This is a genomic window from Rhizobium sp. BK112, assembly GCF_014193215.1.
In the GTDB taxonomy this organism is placed as follows: Bacteria; Pseudomonadota; Alphaproteobacteria; order Rhizobiales; family Rhizobiaceae; genus Rhizobium; species Rhizobium anhuiense.
The window spans coordinates 212,501-233,231 of record NZ_JACHYZ010000004.1 but is presented as its reverse complement, the minus strand read 5'-3'; the positions used below and the strand labels follow the sequence as shown (position 1 = coordinate 233,231).

Annotated in this window: 18 protein-coding genes; 2 read left to right on the top strand and 16 right to left on the bottom strand. The window is 63.0% G+C overall.

What is annotated here, in order from left to right; all coding sequences use genetic code 11:
- Positions 1-64 precede the first annotated feature (64 nt).
- From FHT75_RS13785 to FHT75_RS13730, 12 genes are all read right to left on the bottom strand, one after another.
- Positions 65-1,210, bottom strand: coding sequence for a hemolysin family protein (locus FHT75_RS13785; RefSeq protein ID WP_047617198.1), 1,146 nt, complete (start codon positions 1,208-1,210; stop codon positions 65-67).
- On the bottom strand, positions 1,207-1,722 hold the full coding sequence (gene ybeY, locus FHT75_RS13780) for an rRNA maturation RNase YbeY (protein ID WP_028757285.1): 516 nt from the start codon (positions 1,720-1,722) through the stop codon (positions 1,207-1,209). Before ybeY ends, FHT75_RS13785 begins: the two co-directional genes overlap by 4 nt.
- Positions 1,722-2,774, bottom strand: coding sequence for a PhoH family protein (locus FHT75_RS13775; protein ID WP_028757284.1), 1,053 nt, complete (start codon positions 2,772-2,774; stop codon positions 1,722-1,724). The genes ybeY and FHT75_RS13775 overlap by 1 nt, the downstream gene beginning before the upstream one ends.
- A gap of 18 nt (positions 2,775-2,792) precedes the next feature.
- Positions 2,793-4,199 carry a tRNA (N6-isopentenyl adenosine(37)-C2)-methylthiotransferase MiaB gene (gene miaB, locus FHT75_RS13770; RefSeq protein ID WP_063474774.1) on the bottom strand — a complete coding sequence of 469 codons (1,407 nt, stop codon included), beginning with the start codon at positions 4,197-4,199 and terminating at the stop codon, positions 2,793-2,795.
- 49 nt (positions 4,200-4,248) lie between these two features.
- Complete coding sequence (locus tag FHT75_RS13765) at positions 4,249-5,046, bottom strand: lysophospholipid acyltransferase family protein (RefSeq protein WP_047617195.1); 798 nt, start codon at positions 5,044-5,046, stop codon at positions 4,249-4,251.
- A 27-nt stretch (positions 5,047-5,073) separates the two neighbouring features.
- Positions 5,074-5,502, bottom strand: coding sequence for a Fur family transcriptional regulator (locus tag FHT75_RS13760; protein WP_007633774.1), 429 nt, complete (start codon positions 5,500-5,502; stop codon positions 5,074-5,076).
- An 82-nt stretch (positions 5,503-5,584) separates the two neighbouring features.
- Positions 5,585-6,085: a GNAT family N-acetyltransferase gene (locus tag FHT75_RS13755; protein ID WP_174824480.1), complete on the bottom strand. Its 501-nt coding sequence runs from the start codon at positions 6,083-6,085 to the stop codon at positions 5,585-5,587.
- Positions 6,082-6,744: a tRNA (adenosine(37)-N6)-threonylcarbamoyltransferase complex dimerization subunit type 1 TsaB gene (tsaB, locus tag FHT75_RS13750; protein WP_063474773.1), complete on the bottom strand. Its 663-nt coding sequence runs from the start codon at positions 6,742-6,744 to the stop codon at positions 6,082-6,084. Before tsaB ends, FHT75_RS13755 begins: the two co-directional genes overlap by 4 nt.
- An 89-nt stretch (positions 6,745-6,833) precedes the next feature.
- Positions 6,834-7,400: a NifU family protein gene (locus FHT75_RS13745; RefSeq protein ID WP_028755485.1), complete on the bottom strand. Its 567-nt coding sequence runs from the start codon at positions 7,398-7,400 to the stop codon at positions 6,834-6,836.
- Between the two features lie 106 nt (positions 7,401-7,506).
- Positions 7,507-7,998, bottom strand: a complete 492-nt coding sequence (locus tag FHT75_RS13740) for a universal stress protein (protein WP_028755484.1) — start codon at positions 7,996-7,998, stop codon at positions 7,507-7,509.
- A gap of 108 nt (positions 7,999-8,106) precedes the next feature.
- Complete coding sequence (gene trpS / locus FHT75_RS13735; RefSeq protein WP_028755483.1) at positions 8,107-9,171, bottom strand: tryptophan--tRNA ligase; 1,065 nt, start codon at positions 9,169-9,171, stop codon at positions 8,107-8,109.
- A gap of 162 nt (positions 9,172-9,333) precedes the next feature.
- Positions 9,334-9,732 (bottom strand): VOC family protein, encoded by a 399-nt coding sequence (locus FHT75_RS13730; protein ID WP_028755482.1) that lies wholly within the window; start codon positions 9,730-9,732, stop codon positions 9,334-9,336.
- A 186-nt stretch (positions 9,733-9,918) separates the two neighbouring features.
- On the opposite strand from FHT75_RS13730, the gene FHT75_RS13725 reads away from it, so the two are divergent.
- Entirely contained in the window at positions 9,919-10,347 is a 429-nt protein-coding gene (locus FHT75_RS13725; protein ID WP_049810846.1) for a YcbK family protein, read from the top strand.
- A 110-nt stretch (positions 10,348-10,457) separates the two neighbouring features.
- Here the strand turns inward: FHT75_RS13725 and murJ are convergent, their stop codons facing one another.
- The 4 genes from murJ to mutS form a co-directional block, all read right to left on the bottom strand.
- Positions 10,458-12,038: a murein biosynthesis integral membrane protein MurJ gene (murJ, locus tag FHT75_RS13720; RefSeq protein WP_028755480.1), complete on the bottom strand. Its 1,581-nt coding sequence runs from the start codon at positions 12,036-12,038 to the stop codon at positions 10,458-10,460.
- A gap of 16 nt (positions 12,039-12,054) precedes the next feature.
- Positions 12,055-14,961 carry a [protein-PII] uridylyltransferase gene (locus FHT75_RS13715; RefSeq protein ID WP_028755479.1) on the bottom strand — a complete coding sequence of 969 codons (2,907 nt, stop codon included), beginning with the start codon at positions 14,959-14,961 and terminating at the stop codon, positions 12,055-12,057.
- A 135-nt stretch (positions 14,962-15,096) separates the two neighbouring features.
- On the bottom strand, positions 15,097-15,372 hold the full coding sequence (locus tag FHT75_RS13710; RefSeq protein WP_028755478.1) for a hypothetical protein: 276 nt from the start codon (positions 15,370-15,372) through the stop codon (positions 15,097-15,099).
- 12 nt (positions 15,373-15,384) lie between these two features.
- On the bottom strand, positions 15,385-18,111 hold the full coding sequence (mutS, locus tag FHT75_RS13705; RefSeq protein ID WP_028755477.1) for a DNA mismatch repair protein MutS: 2,727 nt from the start codon (positions 18,109-18,111) through the stop codon (positions 15,385-15,387).
- Between the two features lie 113 nt (positions 18,112-18,224).
- On the opposite strand from mutS, the gene FHT75_RS13700 reads away from it, so the two are divergent.
- Positions 18,225-20,510 (top strand): NADP-dependent malic enzyme, encoded by a 2,286-nt coding sequence (locus FHT75_RS13700; RefSeq protein WP_028755476.1) that lies wholly within the window; start codon positions 18,225-18,227, stop codon positions 20,508-20,510.
- The last annotated feature ends 221 nt before the right edge of the window (positions 20,511-20,731 follow it).

Genomic DNA, 20,731 nt, shown 5'->3' with positions numbered 1-20,731 from the left:
GCGACGCTCCAACCTTCACGCATCGTGCTTTCCGAAAATCGATTCCAATTTTCGGGCCGAAGCGCTAGTTGGCAGCCGATTCCGCCGGCCGGTCGTCGCCGGTCTCGGAGCCGGGAGTGGAGTCGCCATCCGCCTTGGCGCGGCGGCGCATCGCATGGCGCTTGCGGGTGATACGCAGCCGCTTGATGCGGCGCGGATCGGCGTCGAGAATATGGAATTCGAAGCCGGGCAATGCCTGGACGACCTCGCCGCGCACCGGGATGCGGCCGAGCGCCGAGAAGATCAGCCCGCCCAGCGTATCGACCTCGTCGACCTGCTCGCTGATGTCGAAATCCGGCCCGATCGCTTCGGCGATCTCTTCCAGTTCGACACGAGCATCGGCGATGAAGACGTCTTCGGCGACGCGCTTGAACATCACCTCTTCGTCGTCATGTTCGTCGTCGATGTCGCCGACCACCATTTCGACGATGTCCTCGTGCGAGGCGAGCCCGTCGGTGCCGCCATATTCGTCGATGACCAGCGCCATCTGGGTGCGGTTCACCTGCATGCGGCGCAACAGGTCGGACGCCAGCATCGACGGCGGCACGAACAGGATCTTGCGGATGATGCCGGCCTCGGCCAGCGTCTTCTGCAGGTCGACGCGGGCGAGATCGAAATTTGGCTTGGCCGAACGCGTGGGCTTCTGGATGTTCTCAGGCGCAACCTCGATCGCCGGTACGCCAGCGGCCGGTTTCGCCGGGCCGCGGCGCTTGTTGCGCGCCTGCTTGGCGACATAGGAGAGCAGGTCGCGGATATGCACCATGCCGCGCGGATCGTCGAGCGTATCGGCATAGACGGGCATGCGCGAGCGGCCGGATTCCTCGAACAGGATCATCAATTCGCCGATGGTGATGTTCTGGTCGACCGCCTCGATATCGGCGCGCGGCACCATCACGTCGGCGACGCGCACCTCGCGGAAGCGCAGGATATTGTGCAGCATCGCCCGTTCGTCGGGCGAAAAGGCGTCGTCGCCGGCCGCATCGGTCATCAGCGCGTCGGCGAGATCCTCGCGCAGTCGCGAGCCCTGCTGCGGGCGAAGGATGCGCGCGGCGCGCGACCAGAAGGATTGGGATCGGCCGGATGGCCGACTACTACTGCCCGCCTCGTCCGAAGAGGAGGATGGCTCGGAGTCCTTGGCGTCTGCCGCCGGCTTCGTCGTAAAGTCGCTCATGGTTCCATTTTAAGGTCTTGACCCTCGTAGGGATCAGATAGGCCGAGCTGCGCCAAAATGCGAGTCTCCAGCCCCTCCATAATTTCGGCTTCAGCACTATTCATATGGTCGTAGCCGAGAAGATGCAAGAAACCGTGCACCAGAAGATGGGTCAGGTGGTCGTCGAAACTCTTTTCGAGCTCGTGGGCTTCCCGCTCCACCGTCTCCCGGGCGATGATGATGTCGCCGAGCATCGGACCGGGCATTTTGCCGGGCTGCACCGGAAAGGCCGGAAACGACAGCACATTGGTCGCCTTGTCCTTGCCGCGCCATTCGGCGTTGATGTCCTGGATCGAGGCATCGTCGGTAAAGACGAGCGAAACCTCGGGCGGCATCTTGGGGAAGGGCTGCTTCTCGCTGTCGCGGAGATAGATTGCCGCAGCGCTGAGCACGCGTTCGCAAAACGACAGCAGCGTCTCCTCGCCGGGCCAGCCGATATCCTCGACGCTGATCTGGATGTCGAGTTCGGCCATCAGTCCTGCCGGCTGACGTCTTCGGCTTCGACGGCATAGGTGGAATCATAGGCCCTGACGATGCGCCCGACCAGCGGATGGCGCACGACATCGGTATCCTTGAAGCGCACGATCGAGATGCCCTCGACGCCGTTCAGAAGCTGCAGCGCCTCGACGAGGCCGGATTTGACACCGCGCGGCAGGTCGATCTGGCTCGGGTCGCCGGTGACGATCATGCGCGCATTTTCGCCGAGACGCGTCAGGAACATCTTCATCTGCATCGATGTCGTGTTCTGCGCTTCGTCGAGGATGATGGCGGCGTTGGCCAGCGTCCGGCCGCGCATGAAAGCGAGCGGCGCGATTTCGATGACGCCGGCGGTGATCGCCCGATCGACCTTGTCGGCCGGGATCATGTCATAGAGCGCATCATAGAGCGGGCGAAGATAGGGATCGACCTTTTCTTTCATGTCGCCGGGCAGGAAGCCGAGGCGCTCGCCGGCTTCGACCGCCGGACGCGACAGGATGATCTTTTCGACCGCCCCGCGCTCCAGGAGCTGGGCGGCATGGGCGACGGCGAGATAGGTCTTGCCGGTGCCGGCCGGGCCGACGCCGAAGACCAGCTCGGCACGCTCCAGCGCCCTGATATAGGCGTCCTGGGTCGGGGTGCGGGCGATGATCGTTTTCTTGCGGGTGGAAACCTGTGCCATCGTCAGCTTTGCCTTGCGCTCCATTGTGGGCAGGCTGAGCTGATCGTCGGCGGCGACCGCCATGCGGATTGCGCCCTCGACATCGGATCTTTCCACGCTGCCGCCTTTCTGAAGCTTTTCATAGAGATAGTCGAGCGTGCGCCGCGCCTGGTTGGTGGTCACGATATCGCCTGTGATGACGACCGAATTGCCCCGCGCCCGCGCATCGATATTGAGCCGTTCCTCGAGCAGCTTGAGGTTCTGGTCGAATTGACCGAAGAGCTCGCTAGCGAAGCGGTTGTTCTCGAACGTCAGGACGAAGTGATTGGTATCGCTCGGCGTGCGGGGGTGGCGCGGTGAAGAAGAAACCAATTCTTGTCCGTTCAAGCGGTCGGGCTCCTTGGGTTAAACCGCAGCCTCTGCGCGTTCGGCAAACAGGCTGTTCGTTCCGGTTCCGGTGATTCGCACTTTAATAATGTCACCGATTTGCGATGCTTTTGCATCAACATTCACGGATTGAAGCCAGGGAGAACGTCCGATCAGTTGTTCCGGCATGCGACCGGGCTTTTCGAGCAACAGGTCGATCTCTTTGCCGATGCAGGATTCGGCAAATTCCTGCTGCTGCTTCAGGAGAAGCGTTTGCAGGCGTTCCAGCCGTTCTGCCTTGATCTCTTCCGGCACCTGGTCCTTCAGTTCCGCGCCGGGAGTGCCCGGCCGTGTCGAGTATTTGAACGAGAAGGCCTGTGCATAACGAACCTCCTCCACAAGCCTGAGTGTATCCTCAAAATCCTTGTCTGTCTCCCCCGGAAAGCCGGTGATGAAATCGCCAGACAGGGCGATGTCGGGCCGCACCGTGCGGATGCGCTCGATCAGCGTCAGATATTCGGCCGCCGTGTGGCGTCGGTTCATCGCTTTCAAGATACGGTCCGACCCCGATTGCACCGGCAGGTGCAGATAGGGCATCAGCGCTCTCAAGTCGCGATGGGCGTCGATCAGCCGGTCGTCCATGTCGCGTGGATGGCTGGTGGTATAGCGCAGCCGCGCCAGGCCGGGGATCTCGGCAAGGCGGTAGAGCAGGTCGCCGAGGCTCCACGCCTCGCCACCCGGCCCGGCGCCGTGCCAGGCATTGACGTTCTGCCCGAGCAGGGTGATCTCGCGCACCCCGCCCTCGACGAGCTTTTCAGCTTCCTCGACGATCTGGGAAACCGGCCGCGACACTTCCGAGCCGCGCGTATAGGGCACGACGCAGAACGTGCAGAACTTGTCGCAGCCCTCTTGCACCGTCAGGAAAGCGGTGACGCCGCGGGCGCGGATTTTTCGGCTCTCTGCGATCGGCAGATGCTCGAACTTGTCCTCGATCGCATATTCCGTATCGACGACGCGTTGACCCTGCTTGGCCCGGCGCAGCGCCTCCGGCAGGCGGTGATAGGTCTGCGGGCCGATGACGACGTCGACGGCAGGCGCCCGGCGCAGGATCTCCTCGCCTTCGGCCTGGGCGACGCAGCCGGCAACGCCGATCATCATCTCCCGGCCATCCGCCGCCTTCTTCTTTTTCATCTCGCGCAGCCGCCCGAGCGCCGAATAGACCTTCTCGGCCGCCTTCTCTCTGATGTGACAGGTGTTGAGCAGAACGAGGTCCGCCTCTTCCATGTCTTCGGTCGGCTCATAGCCGTCACGGGCGAGCGCATCGCTCATGCGCGTCGAATCGTAGACGTTCATCTGGCAGCCATAGGTCTTGATGAAGACCTTGCGGCTGTTGCTGCCGTCGGGGATTGCCTCCGGGGCCTGGAGAAGGGCGCTGTCCTGTGTCATGGCGCGCTATTTAGTGGTTTTTGCCGCCCGAGAAAATCGAAATCTTGTTTCAGGAGATTTCCCTCCCGCGCAGGCGGCTGTTCAGGAGGTTGCGGATGCGCAAGGCGATCGTCGCGCTCACCTCCTTGCGATTGGTCTCGGTGCGGTAATCCACCGCCTCGCCGAAGGAAACCTCGGCGTCGATGGCGCCGCATCGGACGATATCGAGGAGATGCGGCAGGAGTTCGATATCACCCGGCCAGGCGGCGAGCGGCCTGTGATAGCGGCCCATGGCGATACCGTGCACGCGGGTATAGGCAACCGCCACCGGCTGCACCACGACGGTTCCCGTTGGCGAATAGGGCACGGCCATCGCGGCGGCGCCGAACAGCGAAGACTTGACCTCCAGCAGCCGGTTGCCGTCCGAGGTCGTGCCCTCGGGGAAGAGCACGACGATCTCGCCGTCGGCCATGCGCCCGGCGATCTCGTTTGCCTGGTGACCGGTCTTGCGCCTCTCCTCGCGCACGACGAAGACGCTCTTCTGCAGCTTGGCGAGCGTGCCGAAGATCGGCCAGTCGCGCACCTCGATCTTGGCGATGAAGGCGACGTCGGCAACGGCCGACATCACCATGATATCCATCCAGGACGAATGGTTGGAACAGAGCATCAGCGGCCGGCGGTCTTCCAGCCTGCCGGTCACGCGGACGCGGATGCCGAGGCAATAGCAGACGATGCGGTGCCAGATGCGCGGGAGCCTGCGGCGCAGCCGCCAGTCGAAATAGAGCGCCAGCAGCTGCAGCGGCATCAGCACGATGCTGGCCGCGAGAATGACGACAGCGGCCAAGGCGATGCGCAGCCAGGCGATCAAATGCTGGTCTCCCGGGCTGCCATTGCTTCAGAGGTCTTCCTTCTTCAACGGAACGCCGTAGAGCTCCAGACGATGGTCGACCAGCCGGAACCCATGCTCGCGGGCAATACGCTCCTGCAGCGCCTCGATCTCGGGCGAACGGAATTCGATCACCGTGCCGGTCTTCAGGTCGATCAGGTGGTCGTGATGTTCTTCCGGCACCGTTTCGTAGCGCGAGCGCCCGTCGCGGAAATCGTGGCGGGCGATGATGCCCGCGTCCTCGAACAGTTTCACGGTGCGGTAGACGGTCGAGATCGAGATCTTCGCATCGACCTTCACCGAGCGGCGGTAGAGTTCTTCGACGTCGGGATGGTCTTCCGAGTCTTCCAGGATGCGCGCGATCACGCGGCGCTGCTCGGTCATGCGCATGCCGCGTTCGGTGCAAAGCTCCTCAAGGGTCTTGGCTACATCAGACATGGCCCGCCTTTAAAGAAATTCGTGTTTCGACAACGCCGCACGGCGTTCGCGCCGGCCTGCATGTCATCTCGCTGACAGGGAACTACCGAAGAACGCGCTTCATGACAAGCGCCGTGGAGAGGGCGCCGTTTTCCTGCTTGTAGTAACCTTGGCGCTCGCCGACTTTTTCGAAGCCGAGCTTGCGGTAGAGGCCAAGCGCTGCGGTATTGCCGTTGTCGACCTCGAGAAACATGCTCTCGCCGCCGCGGGCGCGCGCCTCGCGCATCGCCGCCTGCATCAGCCGCCAGCCAAGCCCGGCGCGGGCGACCTTCGCCTGCACGGCGATCGTCAGGATCTCCGCCTCGCCGGCGACATGGCGGGCAAGAATGAACCCCGGAAGCGGCTTTTTCAGGATGGCGTTGGTCTGGCGCGCGACGAAGCCGAACACGGTGTCCTGCATCAGCAGGCCGTGAAATTCACCGTCGCCCCAGGGCCGGGCGAAGCGCTCGCCGTGCAGGATGGCGACATCGCGGCAATCCTCGCGCTCCATGGCGATGATTTCGAATTCCGGTTTCAGCGTCAGATAGGCTTCCAGCATCGTCATACTCGTCGGGCAATCGCATACCCGGCCTGCGGCTTGGCATCGGGTCCGCGCAGATAAAGGGGCTTCGGCTTTCCGGAATCGGGGGAGGCGGCAGCACCGAGGCGCGCCACCACGGAGATCGGGAATCGGTTGGCGTGATCGCCGCCGGCATCCGCCTTCAGCAGCGGTGTTGCCGAACCGGTGATCTCGCCGTCGAAGCCGGCGGCAAAAGCCTGGGCCTCCCCAATGCTGACCGCCCGGGGGGCGTCGAGCGGAGAACCGTCGGCTGCAAAGGATTGGAGATAGATTTCGTCCCGCTTGGCGTCCATTGCCGCGAGCACCGCGCGATCAGGCGTCTTGTCGCGCTGGGCAGCGGCCATGACTTCGAGCGTGGTAACGCCGACGGCCGGCACATTGAGGGAAAGCGCAAAACCGCGGGCTGCGGCAACACCGACGCGGATACCGGTAAAGGAGCCGGGACCGATGGTGACGGCAAGCCGGTCGATATCAGAAAGGGCAAGTCCCGCCTGATCCAGCGCGCGATCGACGATACCAATCAGATGTTCAGCATGCCCCTTGCCGATCATGTCCGATGCCTCCCCCAGCATCGTATTCCTGCCGCTGTCGTAGACGCCGGCAGCGCAATCTACACCTGCCGTGTCGAGCGCCAGAATGATCATGCCATCAATTTCCGAATAAACCAGTGTCGCCTATCGATAAATTCGCCTGGCCGAACCTGAGATGAACGACAGGGACGAATTCAAGATTTTTAAGCGGCAATCACTTCCTGCACTTCCGGAACGAAATGGCGCAGCAGGTTCTGCACGCCGTGCTTCAGCGTTGCCGTCGAGGATGGGCAGCCGGCGCAAGAACCCTTCATGTTCAAATAGACCTTGCCGTCCTTGAAGCCGCGGAAGGTGATGTCGCCGCCGTCCTGGGCAACGGCCGGGCGCACGCGGGTCTCCAGAAGCTCCTTGATGGTCAGCACGATCGATTCATCGCCTTCGTCGAAGAATTCGTCGCCGGCATCGGCGTCTTCGGAGAGGATGGAGGCATCGCCCATAACCGGCTTGCCGGACATGAAGTGCTCCATGATCGAGCCCAATATAGCCGGCTTAAGATGCTGCCATTCGGCATTGTCCTTGGAGACGGATATGAAATCATAGCCGAAATAGACGCCGGTGACGCCGGGGATTTCGAACAGGCGGGCGGCGAGCGGCGACGCTTCAGCTTCTTGCGCGCTGCGGAACTCGGCCGTGCCGTTTTCCATCACCACCTTGCCCGGCAGGAACTTCTGCGTGGCGGGGTTCGGCGTGGCTTCGGTCTGAATGAACATCTGGTTCTCCATGCGGACGGCCCGTCGGCTCCGCCGTCTTTAGAATTCTTCAAAAGAAGATAAGCCCATTGCCTGAGCTAATCAAGAGACTTGTACTCAAGAAAAGCTAGCAGAGGGCGTCGATTTCCTCGTTGGTCAGCGTATCCGGCAGCACGGTGACCGGGATCGGAAAGGCGGCGGCGCGGCCGGCGACCGACGAGACCAGCGGCCCCGGGCCTTCCTTGGCCGAACCGGCGGCCAGGACCAGGATCGCCACGTCGCGGTCTTCCTCGATCACGGTATTGATCTGTTCGGCCGCACTGCCCTCGCGGATGACGATCTCGGGCTCGATACCGATCGTTTCGCGCACGATCTGGGCGATCTTGGCAACGACCGCCTCGGCCTCCTCGCGCGCTTCCGCCCGCATGATCTCCTCGACTCCAAGCCATTGCTGGAAATCCCCGTCGGGGATGACGTAGAGCAGCACCAGCCCGCCATTGGAATTCTTCGCGCGCCGGCCGGCATAATGAACGGCGCGTTGGCATTCGGGTGTACCGTCGATCACCGCCATGAATTTGCGGCGATGACCTTCGAGCCGTGAGAGTCGTTTCGATACCATGGCGCGGACTCTGACACCCGAAGCGGGAAATTTGCAAGCCCAGTTTTTGCCCTGATGTCCGAGAACAAAATCCTCTTCTCCCGCGGCGGGGAGAAGAGGAGATCTATCTCAGTAGAGGAAGCCGATGACGTCGCGCACCTGGCGCATCGTCACCTCGGCGCGTGCCCTGGCGCGCTCGCCGCCCTGGCGCAGGATCGCGTCGATATGGCTGGTGTCGTCCATCAGCCGGCGCATTTCGCCGGTGATCGGCGCCAGCACCTGGATGGCGAGGTCGACCAGCGCCGGCTTGAAGACGGAGAATTGCTGGCCGCCGAATTCGGCCAGCACATCCGCCTTCGACTTGTCGGCAAGTGCGGCATAGATCGCCACCAGATTGTCGGCTTCCGGACGGCCCTGCAGCCCGTCGACCTCGCTCGGCAAACCGTCCGGATCGGTCTTTGCCTTGCGGATCTTCTTCGAGATCGCGTCCTCGTCGTCCATCAGGTTGATGCGCGACAGGTCGGAAGGATCGGATTTCGACATTTTCTTGGTGCCGTCGCGCAGCGACATGACCCGCGGCGCCGGTCCGCCGATCAGCGGCTCGACCATCGGGAAATAGGCGTGCACCGGCTCGTTGCCGACGGTGATGTCGATGCCGTAGTCGGTCCTGCCGATATGCTCGGCATAATCGAGGTTGAACTTCATCGCGATGTCGCGGGCAAGCTCCAGATGCTGCTTCTGGTCCTCACCGACTGGCACATGGGTGGCGCGATAGACGAGAATGTCGGCCGCCATCAGGCTCGGATAGGCGTAAAGCCCGAGCGAGGCCTGCTCGCGGTCCTTGCCGGCCTTATCCTTGAACTGCGTCATGCGGTTCATCCAGCCGATGCGGGCGACGCAGTTGAAGATCCAGGCGAGTTCGGCATGCTGCGGCACGGCCGACTGGTTGAAGACGATATGTTTTTCCGGATCGATGCCGGCGGCGATGAAGGCGGCGGCGATCGAGCGCGTCTGGCTCGGCATGTCCTCATGCACGAGCTGGGCGGTGAGCGCATGCATGTCGACGACGCAATAGATGCAGTCATTGCCTTCCTGCAGCGCCACGAACCGGCGGATCGCGCCGAGATAATTGCCGAGATGCAGATTGCCGGTCGGCTGCACGCCGGAGAATACGAGTTTCTTGAATTCGCTCATGTCGTCCTCAATAGGCTGGTGGAGGGCCCACAGCGCCGCGCGTCTTTTCAGGCGCGCAAAGGACGCTGTAACAGTTCAAATTGCTGCGTTATGCGGCAGGGTTTTCACCCATGTTGCTAACGCCGCGGCTTATGCACGGCCGCCCGGTCGCAATCAAGGGGTTCAGGCCGCGTGATGCTGGATCAGATCGAAGGTGTTGCCGTAGGGATCCGCAAAGACCGCGACCGTGCCGTAGAGCTCATGGCGCGGCGCCTCCAGAAAACGCACGCCGGCGGCCAGCATCGCGGCATGGTCGCGCATGAAATCGTCGGTCTTCAGAAAGAAGCCGACACGCCCGCCCGTTTGATTGCCGATTGCCGCCCGCTGCGCCGCATTTGCCGCCTGCGCCAGCAGAAACGCCGCTCCGTCTTCGCCCTTGGGCTTCACCACCACCCAACGTTTGCCCTCTGGCTGTCGCTCATCCTGCAGGCAGTCGAAGCCGAGGGCATCGCAATAAAAGGTCTTGGCGCGGTCGTAGTCGTCGACCACGAGGGTGACGAGGAAAAGCGACTGGATCGTCATGTCTATCTCCCGATTGAGACGTTTATTCCATTTTGGATCGGAAATATCCGTTATTTTAAGCCGAATTGATCAAGCTATTTACTCACAATTGAGTATATAATTTCACAGAAAAGCTTTTTTTGAACTGAAAATCCTCCGCCTGATGCCGGTGCCGTTGGGGTCGCCGGATAGCCGATCGGAGCGACCATGCAGAACGCAACTTTGCTCGCCATGGCAGGCCTTTTCGCCCTACAATCAGCAACGGGTGCTGTCGGTCAAGAGATCAAAAGGCACGCCGTCCATCTTCCCCAACATGAGGCGCGCACCGCCTACACCGTGCAGACCGTCAGCGTCCGGGCCGGCTGCTTTCCCGAACGGCTGCGGGCGATCCTGTCGCATATTGCCGCAAAGACCGGGCGACGCCCGGTAATAACCTCTGGCCACAGACCGCATCCCCGCCGCCATGGCTCCCTACATGGGAAATGCCTGGCGGCCGATATCAGGATGCCCGGTCTCTCGGAACGCACCATCATCGCGGCGGCAAGAAGTGCGCCCGGCATCGGCGGCATCGGCACCTATTGCAATGGCATCGTCCATGTCGACGTCGGACCGCAAAGGCGCTGGGTCGACTGCTAGAGCGCCGTGCGTCCTTTCGGACGCACAAAGGACGCTCTAACACTTTCAATCTTCGCATCGCGCTTTCCGAAAATCGATTCCGATTTTCGGGCCGATGCGCTACAGCGCGATTACGCGTCTTCTGCCGGGGCCGGCTTGCGGTTCAGATTGCGCCTTATCATGCCGAGATCCGCCCCGCCGATCAGGAAGGCGGCGGCGAAATAGACCAGCATGGCGATCGCAATCAGCAGTCCGAGGGCGCCGATCTTGGTGAGAAGCGGCGCGCCGGAGGCGAGCCACGGCGCCCAATATTGCTTGAGGAAGACGATGGCCGCCCCCATGACGGCTGCGGCGACGACCAACAGGGCGGCGCGTTTTGCCAGCGCCCATTCCCATGTCAGATGGCCGCGGCGCAACAGCGTGGTGAACAGCAGCACGGTGCTGATCCAGCCGGCGGTGGCTTCGGCAACGGCGATGCCGGGCGCGCCCATATAGGGGAAGAGGGTCAGCGCCGTGGCGCAGTTGGTGGCGACTGCGATGGCCGAAAAGCGCATCGGCGTCTTGGTGTCCTCGCGGGCATAAAACCCCGGCTGCAGCGCCTTGATCAGCACGAAGGCCGGCAGGCCGATGCCGTAAATCGCCAGGATCGCGCCGACGACGGCGGTGTTTTCCTGATGGAAGGCGCCGCGCTCATAGAGCACGCGGATGATCTCGTCGGAGAGGATCCAGAGCGCGAAGGCGGCGGGAATCGTCAGGAACAGCACGAATTCGATCGAGCGGTTCTGCAGGTTTCCAGCCTCGCGCAAATTGCCGCCCTTCAGCGCCCGGGCAAGCTCCGGCAGAAGCACGACGCCGACGGCCACACCGACGACGCCGAGCGGCAGCTGGTAGATGCGGTCGGCATATTGCAGCGCTGCGATGGCGCCGTCGCGCGAGGAGGCGATCGCCTGGCCGATCAGCTGGTTGATCTGGGTGATGCCGCCGGTCACCGCGGCCGGCACCGCCAGGATCAGCAGCCGCTTGACGTTGGGCGTCATCTTCGGGAAGCGGAAGCCGATGCTCATGCCGGCCGCAAGCACGCCGACATAGACGACGGCGAGCTGCAGCACGCCGGCGGCAAGAACGCCCCAGGAGAGATACCAGGCCGTCGCCAGCGGATCGGCGCCGGTATAGAGCGCATAAAACAGCGCCCCGATCATCACCACGTTGAGGAAAACCGGCGCGATGGCGGCGGCGAAGAAATGATGCAGTGAATTCAGCATGCCGCTCATCATCGCCGTCAGCGACATGCACATCAGATAGGGAAACATCACCGCCGCCATGCGGATGGTGATCGAGAATTTGTCGGGATCGTCGGCAAAACCCGGCGCGATGACGAAGCGCACCAAGAGCGGCATGGCAAGCTCCATCACGATGGTGATGAGCAGCAGCACCGAAAACAACACGCCGAAGACTTCTTCCGAAAAGCGCTTGGCGCCCTCCGTGCCGTTCGCCTCGATCTCCTTGGCAAAGAGCGGCACGAAGGCGGCGTTGAAAGCGCCCTCGGCAAACAGCCGGCGGAAGAGGTTCGGAAAGCGGAAGGCGGCGTAGAAGACGTCGGCCATCGGTCCGGTGCCCAGCGCCGCCGCCATCAGCGTTTCACGGGCGAAGCCGAAGATGCGGCTGCCGAGGGTGGCGCCGCCGACGGTCGCGAATTTCTTGACGAGGCTCATGCGTTGGGGCTCATGCTCATATGGGGGAACCGGCTTTCTTTTCGGCGGAAGTCGGGGTCCGGGCGGTGGCGGCCGGCGCGATGATGCCGGAAGGCATGCGCTCGCGCAGCTCGTCTTCCTCCTCGGCCATGACCGCCTTCATCCGGGCGGTGATGTTGGCGCGCTTGCTGTCGCCGGAGATTTTCTGGCCGACCAGATCGGTGACGTAGAAGGTGTCGATCACCTTCTCGCCGAAGGTGGTGATGCGGGCCGACTGGATGTCGAGCGACAGATCGGAGAGCACGGCGGTGATTTCCGACAGCAATCCCGGCCGGTCGAGGCATTCGACCTCGATGACCGTGAACTTGTTCGACAGGCTGTTGGTGATGTTGACCGACGGCGGAATGACGAAGGCCTTGCTTTTCTTGCGGTTGCGCGTGCGCGTGGCGATGACCTCGGGCAGCCGCTTGCGGCCGGAAAGCACATCCTCGATCATCCGGCCGATCGTCGCGGCCCGGCGCAGCTCGTCGGCATCGTCGGGAAATTCGCGGCTGACATGGATGGTGTCGAGCGCCCGCCCGTCCGATGTCGTGAAGATCTGCGCGTCGACGATGTTGGCGCCGGCCGCGGCACAGGCGCCCGCGATGACGGCGAGCAGCCGCGGATGGTCGGGCGACAGCACGGTGATCTCGGTGATCGCATGGAAACTGTCGGTCCGCACCGTGGTGGCGAGCGCCTGGCCCGCTTTGTCGGCCTGACGGATGAAATTCGCGTGGCGAATCTGGTCTTCCAGCGGCACGGAGAGCAGATAGGGCTGGTAGTGCAGCTTCGTATAGGTGTTGCGGTCCTTCTGGCTCCAGTCGGCAAGGGCCGCATGCAGCGCCTCGGCGGCGGCATTGGCCCGCTCCTTGCGGGAAACCTCGGAAAAGCCGCCGGCGAGCAGCAATTCAGTTTCATAATAGAGGGTGCGCAGCAGCTGGCCCTTCCAGCCGTTCCAGACGCCCGGACCGACGGCGCGGATATCGCAGATCGTCAGGATCAACAGCATCTTCAGCCGCTCGAGCGACTGCACCCGGTCGGCGAAATCGGTGATCGTCTTGCGGTCGGTGAGGTCGCGGGTCTGCGCCACCATCGACATCGTCAGATGTTCCTCGATCAGCCAGACGACGATTTCGGTCTGCTTCTGCGACAGGGCGAAGCGGGCGCAGAGTTTGCGGGCGACGCGGGCGCCGGCGATCGAATGATCCTCCTGGCGGCCCTTGGCGATGTCGTGGAGAAGAACGGCGAGATAAAGCGCCTCGCGGTCCTCGATGCCCGAGATCAGCTTGTTGGCAAGCGGATGCAGCTCCTCGGCGCGCCCCTTGTCGATCTCGGAGAGAATGTCGACGGTGCGGATCAGATGTTCATCGACCGTATAGTGGTGATACATGTTGAACTGCATCATCGCGACGATCTTGCCGAATTCGGGGATGAAGCGGCCGAGCACGCCGGCCTCGTTCATGCGGCGCAGGATGAGCGCCGGATCGCGCTTCGACGTCAGGATCGACATGAACAGGCGGTTCGCCTCGTCGTTTTCCCGCAGGCTATTATCGATCAGGGCAAGCGACCGGGTGACGCGTTTCAGCGCGTCCGGATGGAATTCCAGCCCGTTGATGTCGGCGACGTGGAAGAGCCGGATGATGTTGACCGGATCGCGCTTGAAGACTTCCGGATCGGCGAGCGCAATGCGGCCGCGGTCTTCGACGAATTCGACGCTGCCGGCGATCTTGCGGTTGCGATGGGTGAAGCGGCTGATGACGCCGGTCAGGCCGGGGATCGTCTTCGCCTGCTGGTCTTCGAGCGCGGCGCAGAGGATGCGCGTGAGATCGCCGACATCCTTGGCGACCAGGAAATAGTGCTTCATGAAGCGCTCGACGGCCGAAAGGCCCGGGCGGGTGTGATAGCCGAAGGCTTCGGCGATCTCGCGCTGGATGTCGAAGGACAGGCGCTCCTCGGCCTTGCCGGTCAGGAAGTGCATATGGCAACGCACCGCCCAGAGAAAATCGTCGGCTTTCTCGAGCAGACGGTATTCGTGTTTGGACAGCACGCCGAGCTTGACCAGCTCCGCCTGGTCGCGCACGTGATAATAATATTTCGAGATCCAGAACAGCGTGTGCAGGTCGCGAAGCCCGCCCTTGCCTTCCTTGACATTCGGTTCGACGAGATAACGTGTGTCCCCGGCCTTGCGGTGGCGCTCGTCGCGCTCGGCAAGCTTGGCGGCGATGAATTCCGGGCCGGTGCCGGTGACGATCTCCTTGTCGAAGCGGGTCTCGAGTTCGGTTTCCAGCCGCTGCAGGCCGCAGATATAGCGCATCTCGAGGATAGCGGTGCGGATCGTCATGTCGGATTTAGAAAGCGCGATGCATTCCTCCACCGTGCGGGTGGCGTGGCCGACCTTGAAGCCCATGTCCCAGAGCACGTAGAGCATGAATTCGACCGCCTTGTGCGTCTCTTCGGCCGGTCTCGGCAGGAAGAGGAAGAGCAGGTCGATATCCGAACCCGGCGCCAGCGTGTCGCGGCCATAGCCGCCAACGGCGGTGACCGCGAACTTGTCCTTCTGCCGCGGAAAGATATGGGCGGTGGCAAAATTGTAGAGGACGGTGATGATCTGGTCTTGCAGCCAGGAAATCCGGTAGGCGCAATTGAGCCCACCGCCGTCGGCCAAGAGGGCGGCGCGCGCCTTCTGCCGGCCTTCCGCGCTCGCCTTTTTCAGCACCGCCAGAAGATCGGCGCGCAGGAGGTCGGGCCGGTTGCTGTTGGCCTCGGCAACGGCGTCGCACTGCTTCTGCAGCAATTCGACATCGAGGATATTGGAGAAATCGAGGTCGCGCATCGCTGTCGCCGGGGCGGTTTCCTGTTCATGCCGGACTGCCGGTTCACGGTCTGCCGCTTGTTTCGTCTGCATGCGCTATAGCCCCTTTGCCCGGCGATTGACACGGGCTTTCATACTGCAAGAACCTTTAAATTTGGCGAAATGGTGTTGGTTCACGGCAAGAGGCGAGGGCGCTTTGACGCAAGGCGCGGGCTTTTTGCGAAAACTTCAGCTGGCGGCCCGCGCATTCAGCAAATGCAGCACCTGGCGTGTCTCGCCCATGATCTCCTCGATCGTCTGCCTGTCGCATTCGCGATAACCCGCCTTGGCGATCGCGGAGCCGAGCTCGCAGATCACGGCGCAGCAGCGGGTGATTTTCAGCATGCCGATCGGCGAGGTCCAGCCACGCGCATTGCGGTCCTTATCGGCGCGCCGCATCGTGTCGAGCATGGAGCAGATGAGCGAGAGGCGCTCGGTTTCGCGAACCAGTTTTTCCATGAACATGGCGCGCCGCTCCTATTTCAGTTTCTTCTTGAGGTCGTAAAGTGCGTCCATTGCCTCGCGCGGCGTCATATCGTCAAGGCTCATCGCCTTCAGCGCCTCCTCGACCTTGGACGGGCCGCGGGCCGTGTCCTCGCGGCGCACCGCCACCTGGAAGAGCGGCAGGTCGTCGATCAGCTGGCTCGCCGGGTTTTTGCGGTCAGCATCTTCCAGACGGGTAAGCACGTCGCGGGCCCGCGCCACGACCGAGGCCGGCAGCCCGGCAAGGCGCGCGACCTGGATGCCGTAGGAGCGATCCGCCGCCCCCGGCCCGACCTCGTGCAGGAAGATGACGTCGCCGTCCCATTCCTTGACGCGCATCGTGGCGTTCGACAGCCGGCCAAGCTTTTCCGAAAGCACGGTCAGCTCATGGAAATGCGTGGCGAAGAGGCCGCGGCAGCGATTGACCTCATGCAGGTGTTCGACGGCCGCCCAGGCGATCGACAGGCCGTCAAAGGTGGCGGTGCCGCGGCCGATCTCGTCGAGGATGACGAGCGAACGGTCGCTCGCCTGGTTGAGGATCGCAGCCGTTTCCACCATCTCGACCATGAAGGTGGAGCGCCCGCGCGCCAGATCGTCGGAGGCGCCGACGCGGGAGAAAAGCCGGTCGACGATGCCGATATGGGCTGATGTCGCCGGCACGAAGGAGCCCATCTGCGCCAGGATAGCGATCAGCGCGTTCTGGCGCAGAAAGGTCGACTTGCCGCCCATGTTCGGGCCGGTCAAGAGCCAGATCGCCCCGTCCCGGTCGCCGGTCTTCGGCGACAGATCGCAATGATTGGCGACGAAGGGCCCGCCCGCCTGCCGCCGCAGCGCCTGCTCGACGACCGGATGGCGCCCGCCCTCGATGGCAAACATCTTCGAGCCGTCGACCTGCGGGCGGCAATAGGCCTGCTCTTCGGCGAGAAGCGCCAGGCCCGCGGCGACGTCGATGACGGCAAGCGCCTTCGCGCCCGATTTGATCGCCTCGGCTTCCGCAACCACGGCCGCCGTCATCCTGTCGAAGGCTGCAAGTTCGATCGAAAGCGCCCGGTCGGCGGCATTGGCGATGCGGCTTTCGAGATCGGCAAGTTCGGTGGTGGTGAAGCGCATCGCGCTCGCCATTGTCTGGCGGTGGATGAAGCGCGCCTTGGCCTCCGCCGTATCGGTCATCGGCGCAGCATTGCCGGCGGTGACCTCGATGAAATAGCCGAGGATATTGTTGTGCTTGATCTTCAGCGACCGGATGCCGGTTTCCTCGGCATATTGCAATTGCAGGCCGGCGATGACCCGGCGCGACTGGTCGCGCAGCGCCCGGACCTCGTCGAGTTCGGCGCTGGCGCCGTCGCGCAGAAAACCGCCGTCGCGTTTCAACAGCGGCAATTCATCGGCAAGCGTTTCGGCAAGCAGCTTTTCCAAGGCTGCGGGAAGCGCCTGCAGCCCGGACAATGCCTGGCCGAGCTCTTCGGGCAGCATCGCCTTGTCGAGCAGGCCTGCAAGTCCCGCCGCCGCTTCCAGGCCCTGGCGGATCGCCCAGAGATCGCGCGGGCCGCCGCGGTCGAGTGCGAGGCGCGACAGCGCACGCGGCATGTCGGGCACATGTTTCAGCGTGTCGCGCAGATTGCCGCAGAACAGGGGTTCGTCGATCAGGAAACCGATCGAATCGAGCCGCGCATTGATACGGGCAGGGTCGGTCAGCGGCGACATTAGCCGCTCGGCGAGAAGCCTGGCGCCGCCGCCGGTGACGGTGCGGTCGATCGCTTTCAAGAGCGAACCATTGCGATCACCCGAAAGCGTGCGGGCAAGTTCCAGATTGGCGCGCGTGGCGGGGTCGATGAACAGCGTCGAAGCCGCACTTTCCCGCTCCGGTTTTCCAAGCGGCGGGCGCTCGGCGATCTGCGTCTTCTCGACATAGGCGACGGCAGCTGCCGCTGCCGCGAGTTCGGCGCGCGAGAAGGTGCCGAAGCCGTCGAGCGTCGCGACGCCGAAATAACGGGCAATCCGGCCCTCGGCGCTGGCGCTGTCGAAGAGCACGGAAGGCTGCGGTACGGCTGTCCGGCCGAGCACGTCGAAGACCGGCTTGAGCTCTGGATCGTGGAAGATCGTGTCGGGCAGGATGAGTTCGCGCGGATCGATGCGCAGGATATCGGCCAGCAGCCGAGAGGCTTCGGTTTCGGCAAGCCGGAAGACGCCCGTGGAAATATCGATCCAGGCAAGCGCCAGCAAGGGCTCGGCCCCGCCGCGAATGCGGGTCAGCGCCATCAGATAGTTGGACTCCGAGGGCGAAAGCAGCTTTTCCTCGGTGATCGTGCCGGGGGTGACGAGGCGGATGACGTCGCGCTTGACGACGGATTTCGCGCCGCGTTTTTTCGCTTCGGCCGGATCCTCGATCTGCTCGCAGACGGCGACGCGGAAGCCGAGCGAGATCAGCTTCTGCAGATAATCGTCGGCCGCATGCACCGGAACGCCGCACATCGGGATATCCTGGCCCATGTGCTGGCCGCGCTTCGTCAGCGTGATGCCGAGCGCGCGCGACGCTTCCAGCGCGTCCTCGAAGAACAGCTCGTAGAAATCGCCCATCCGGTAGAAGAGCAGCGAACCCGGATTGTTCGCCTTGATCTCGATATATTGCTCCATCATCGGCGTCGCCGAGGCACGGCTTTCCGCCGTGGCGAGCTCGGCAGCCGAAAAGGCTTCATTCCCTGTGTCTATTCGTGCGTTCACGGAGGTGGAGTTTTTCCCAAAAAAACAGGTGCCAACCCTATCCGCCCGCCGCTATAGATGACAACAGCATTTGAGGAAGAGCAAAGCGTCGCCCACAGGACGTTGGAGGATTTATGCCCGATATCGATAAGAAGGACCGGCCGGTGACCTCTGTTACCGACCAGGAGGCGCTCGAATTTCACGCCATGGGCCGGCCCGGCAAGCTGGAGATCAACCCGACCAAGCCGATGGCGACGCAACGCGATCTCTCGCTGGCCTATTCGCCGGGTGTTGCCGTGCCGGTGAAGGCGATCGCCGCCGATCCGCAGACGGCCTATGATTACACGGCGCGCGGCAATATGGTCGCCGTCATATCCAACGGCACGGCAATCCTCGGTCTCGGCAATCTCGGCGCGCTGGCTTCCAAGCCCGTCATGGAAGGCAAGGCGGTGCTCTTCAAGCGCTTCGCCGACGTCGATTCCATCGACCTCGAGATCGATACGGAAAATGTCGACGAGTTCATCAACTGCGTGCGCTTCCTCGGTCCTTCCTTCGGCGGCATCAACCTCGAGGATATCAAGGCACCGGATTGTTTCGTCATCGAAAGCCGGCTGCGCGAGCTGATGGACATTCCCGTCTTCCATGACGACCAGCATGGAACGGCCATCATCGCCGCTGCCGGCCTGATCAACGCGCTGGAGCTGACCGGCCGCGACCTGAAGACGACAAAGCTCGTCTGCAATGGTGCCGGTGCTGCGGCGATCGCCTGCGTCGAACTCATCAAGGCGATGGGGTTTGCCCCTGACAATGTCATCCTCTGCGACACCAAGGGCGTCATCTACCAGGGTCGCACCGAGGGTATGAACCAGTGGAAATCGGCGCATGCGGCAAAGACCGACGCACGCACGCTGGAAGAGGCGATGCAGGGCGCGGACGTCGTTTTCGGCCTGTCGCAGAAAGGTGCGTTTTCGGCCGAGATGATCCGCTCGATGGCCGAGCGGCCGATCATCTTCGCCATGGCCAATCCCGATCCCGAGATCACGCCGGAAGAGGTCGCCCGCATCCGCGACGACGCCATCATGGCGACGGGCCGGTCGGACTATCCGAACCAGGTCAACAACGTCCTCGGCTTTCCCTATATCTTCCGCGGCGCTCTCGATGTCCGTGCCTCGACAATCAACGATGCGATGAAGATCGCCGCTGTCAATGCGCTGGCAAACCTGGCCCGCGAGGACGTGCCCGATGACGTTGTCGCCGCCTATCAGGGCAACCGGCCGCGTTTCGGGTCGCAATACATCATTCCCGTTCCCTTCGATCCCCGCCTGATCTCGGCGATCCCGGTGGCAGTCGCGCAGGCTGCGATCGAAAGCGGCGTCGCCCGCAAGGTCATCACCGACATGGCGGGTTATGCCCGCGAGCTGTCGGCACGCCGCGATCCGATCGCCTCGACGCTCGCCAGCCTCTACGAGCGTGTCCGCCGCCGCCCGAAGCGGATCGTCTTTGCCGAGGCCGAGGAAGAACAGGTCCTGCGCGCAGCTCTTTCCTATGCCAACCAGCAGCTCGGCACCGCCATCCTGCTCGGCCGTGAGGATCTGATCCGGGCGACGGCGGAACGCGCCGGCATCGATCTCAACCGGCCCGGCCTCGAGATCGTCAATGCCCGTATCTCCACCCGCATTGAGGCCTATGTCGATTATCTCTATGCGAGGCTGCAGCGGCACGGTTATCTCTATCGCGATGCCCAGCGGTTGATCCACAACGACCGCAACCACTTCGCCGCCACCATGGTGGCGCTCGGCGACGCCGACGGCATGGTGACGGGCATCACCCGCAATTATTCGACGGCGCTCGAGGATGTACGCCGCTGCATCGACGAGAAGCCCGGCCACCGCATCATCGGCGTGTCGCTGGCGCTCTGCCGCGGCCGCACGGTCTTCGTGGCCGATACGGCGGTGCACGACATGCCGACGGCCGAGCAGCTTGCCGATATTGCCGAGGAGGCCGCGGGTCTGGCGCGGCGCATGGGTTATTCGCCACGCGTCGCCCTGCTTGCCTATTCCACCTTCGGCCATCCCTCGGGCGAACGCTCCGAGCGGGTGCGCGAGGCTGTGAAGATCCTCGACAAGCGTCGCGTCGATTTCGAATATGACGGCGAGATGGCGGCCGACGTCGCTCTGAACCGCAAGGTGATGGAGCAATATCCTTTCTGCCGCCTGTCCGGCCCGGCCAACGTGCTCGTCATGCCGGCTTTCCACTCGGCCTCGATCTCGACCAAGATGCTGCAAGAACTTGGCGGCTCCACGGTGATCGGTCCGATCCTCGTCGGCGTCGACAAGCCGGTGCAGATCACCGCGATGGGCGCCAAGGATTCCGACATCGTCAACATGGCGGCGATCGCCGCCTATGGGGCGGGTTCGTAAACGCGCCTCTTGCGACATATGAGACGGCATTCCGTGCCCGGCCGACTGCCCGTCGGCCGGGCACAAGTTTTCGTGGCAGCTGATGAAGTCTGCTCTTCCGATAAGTCATACTTTTGATACAATAGGCCTGTAGGGGGCGGCATAATTTGCCCGCAGGGACATTGAAAGACCGCGGGCAATCGATGCGGTTTTGCAGCTCAGTTGTTTGATATCAGCCGGTT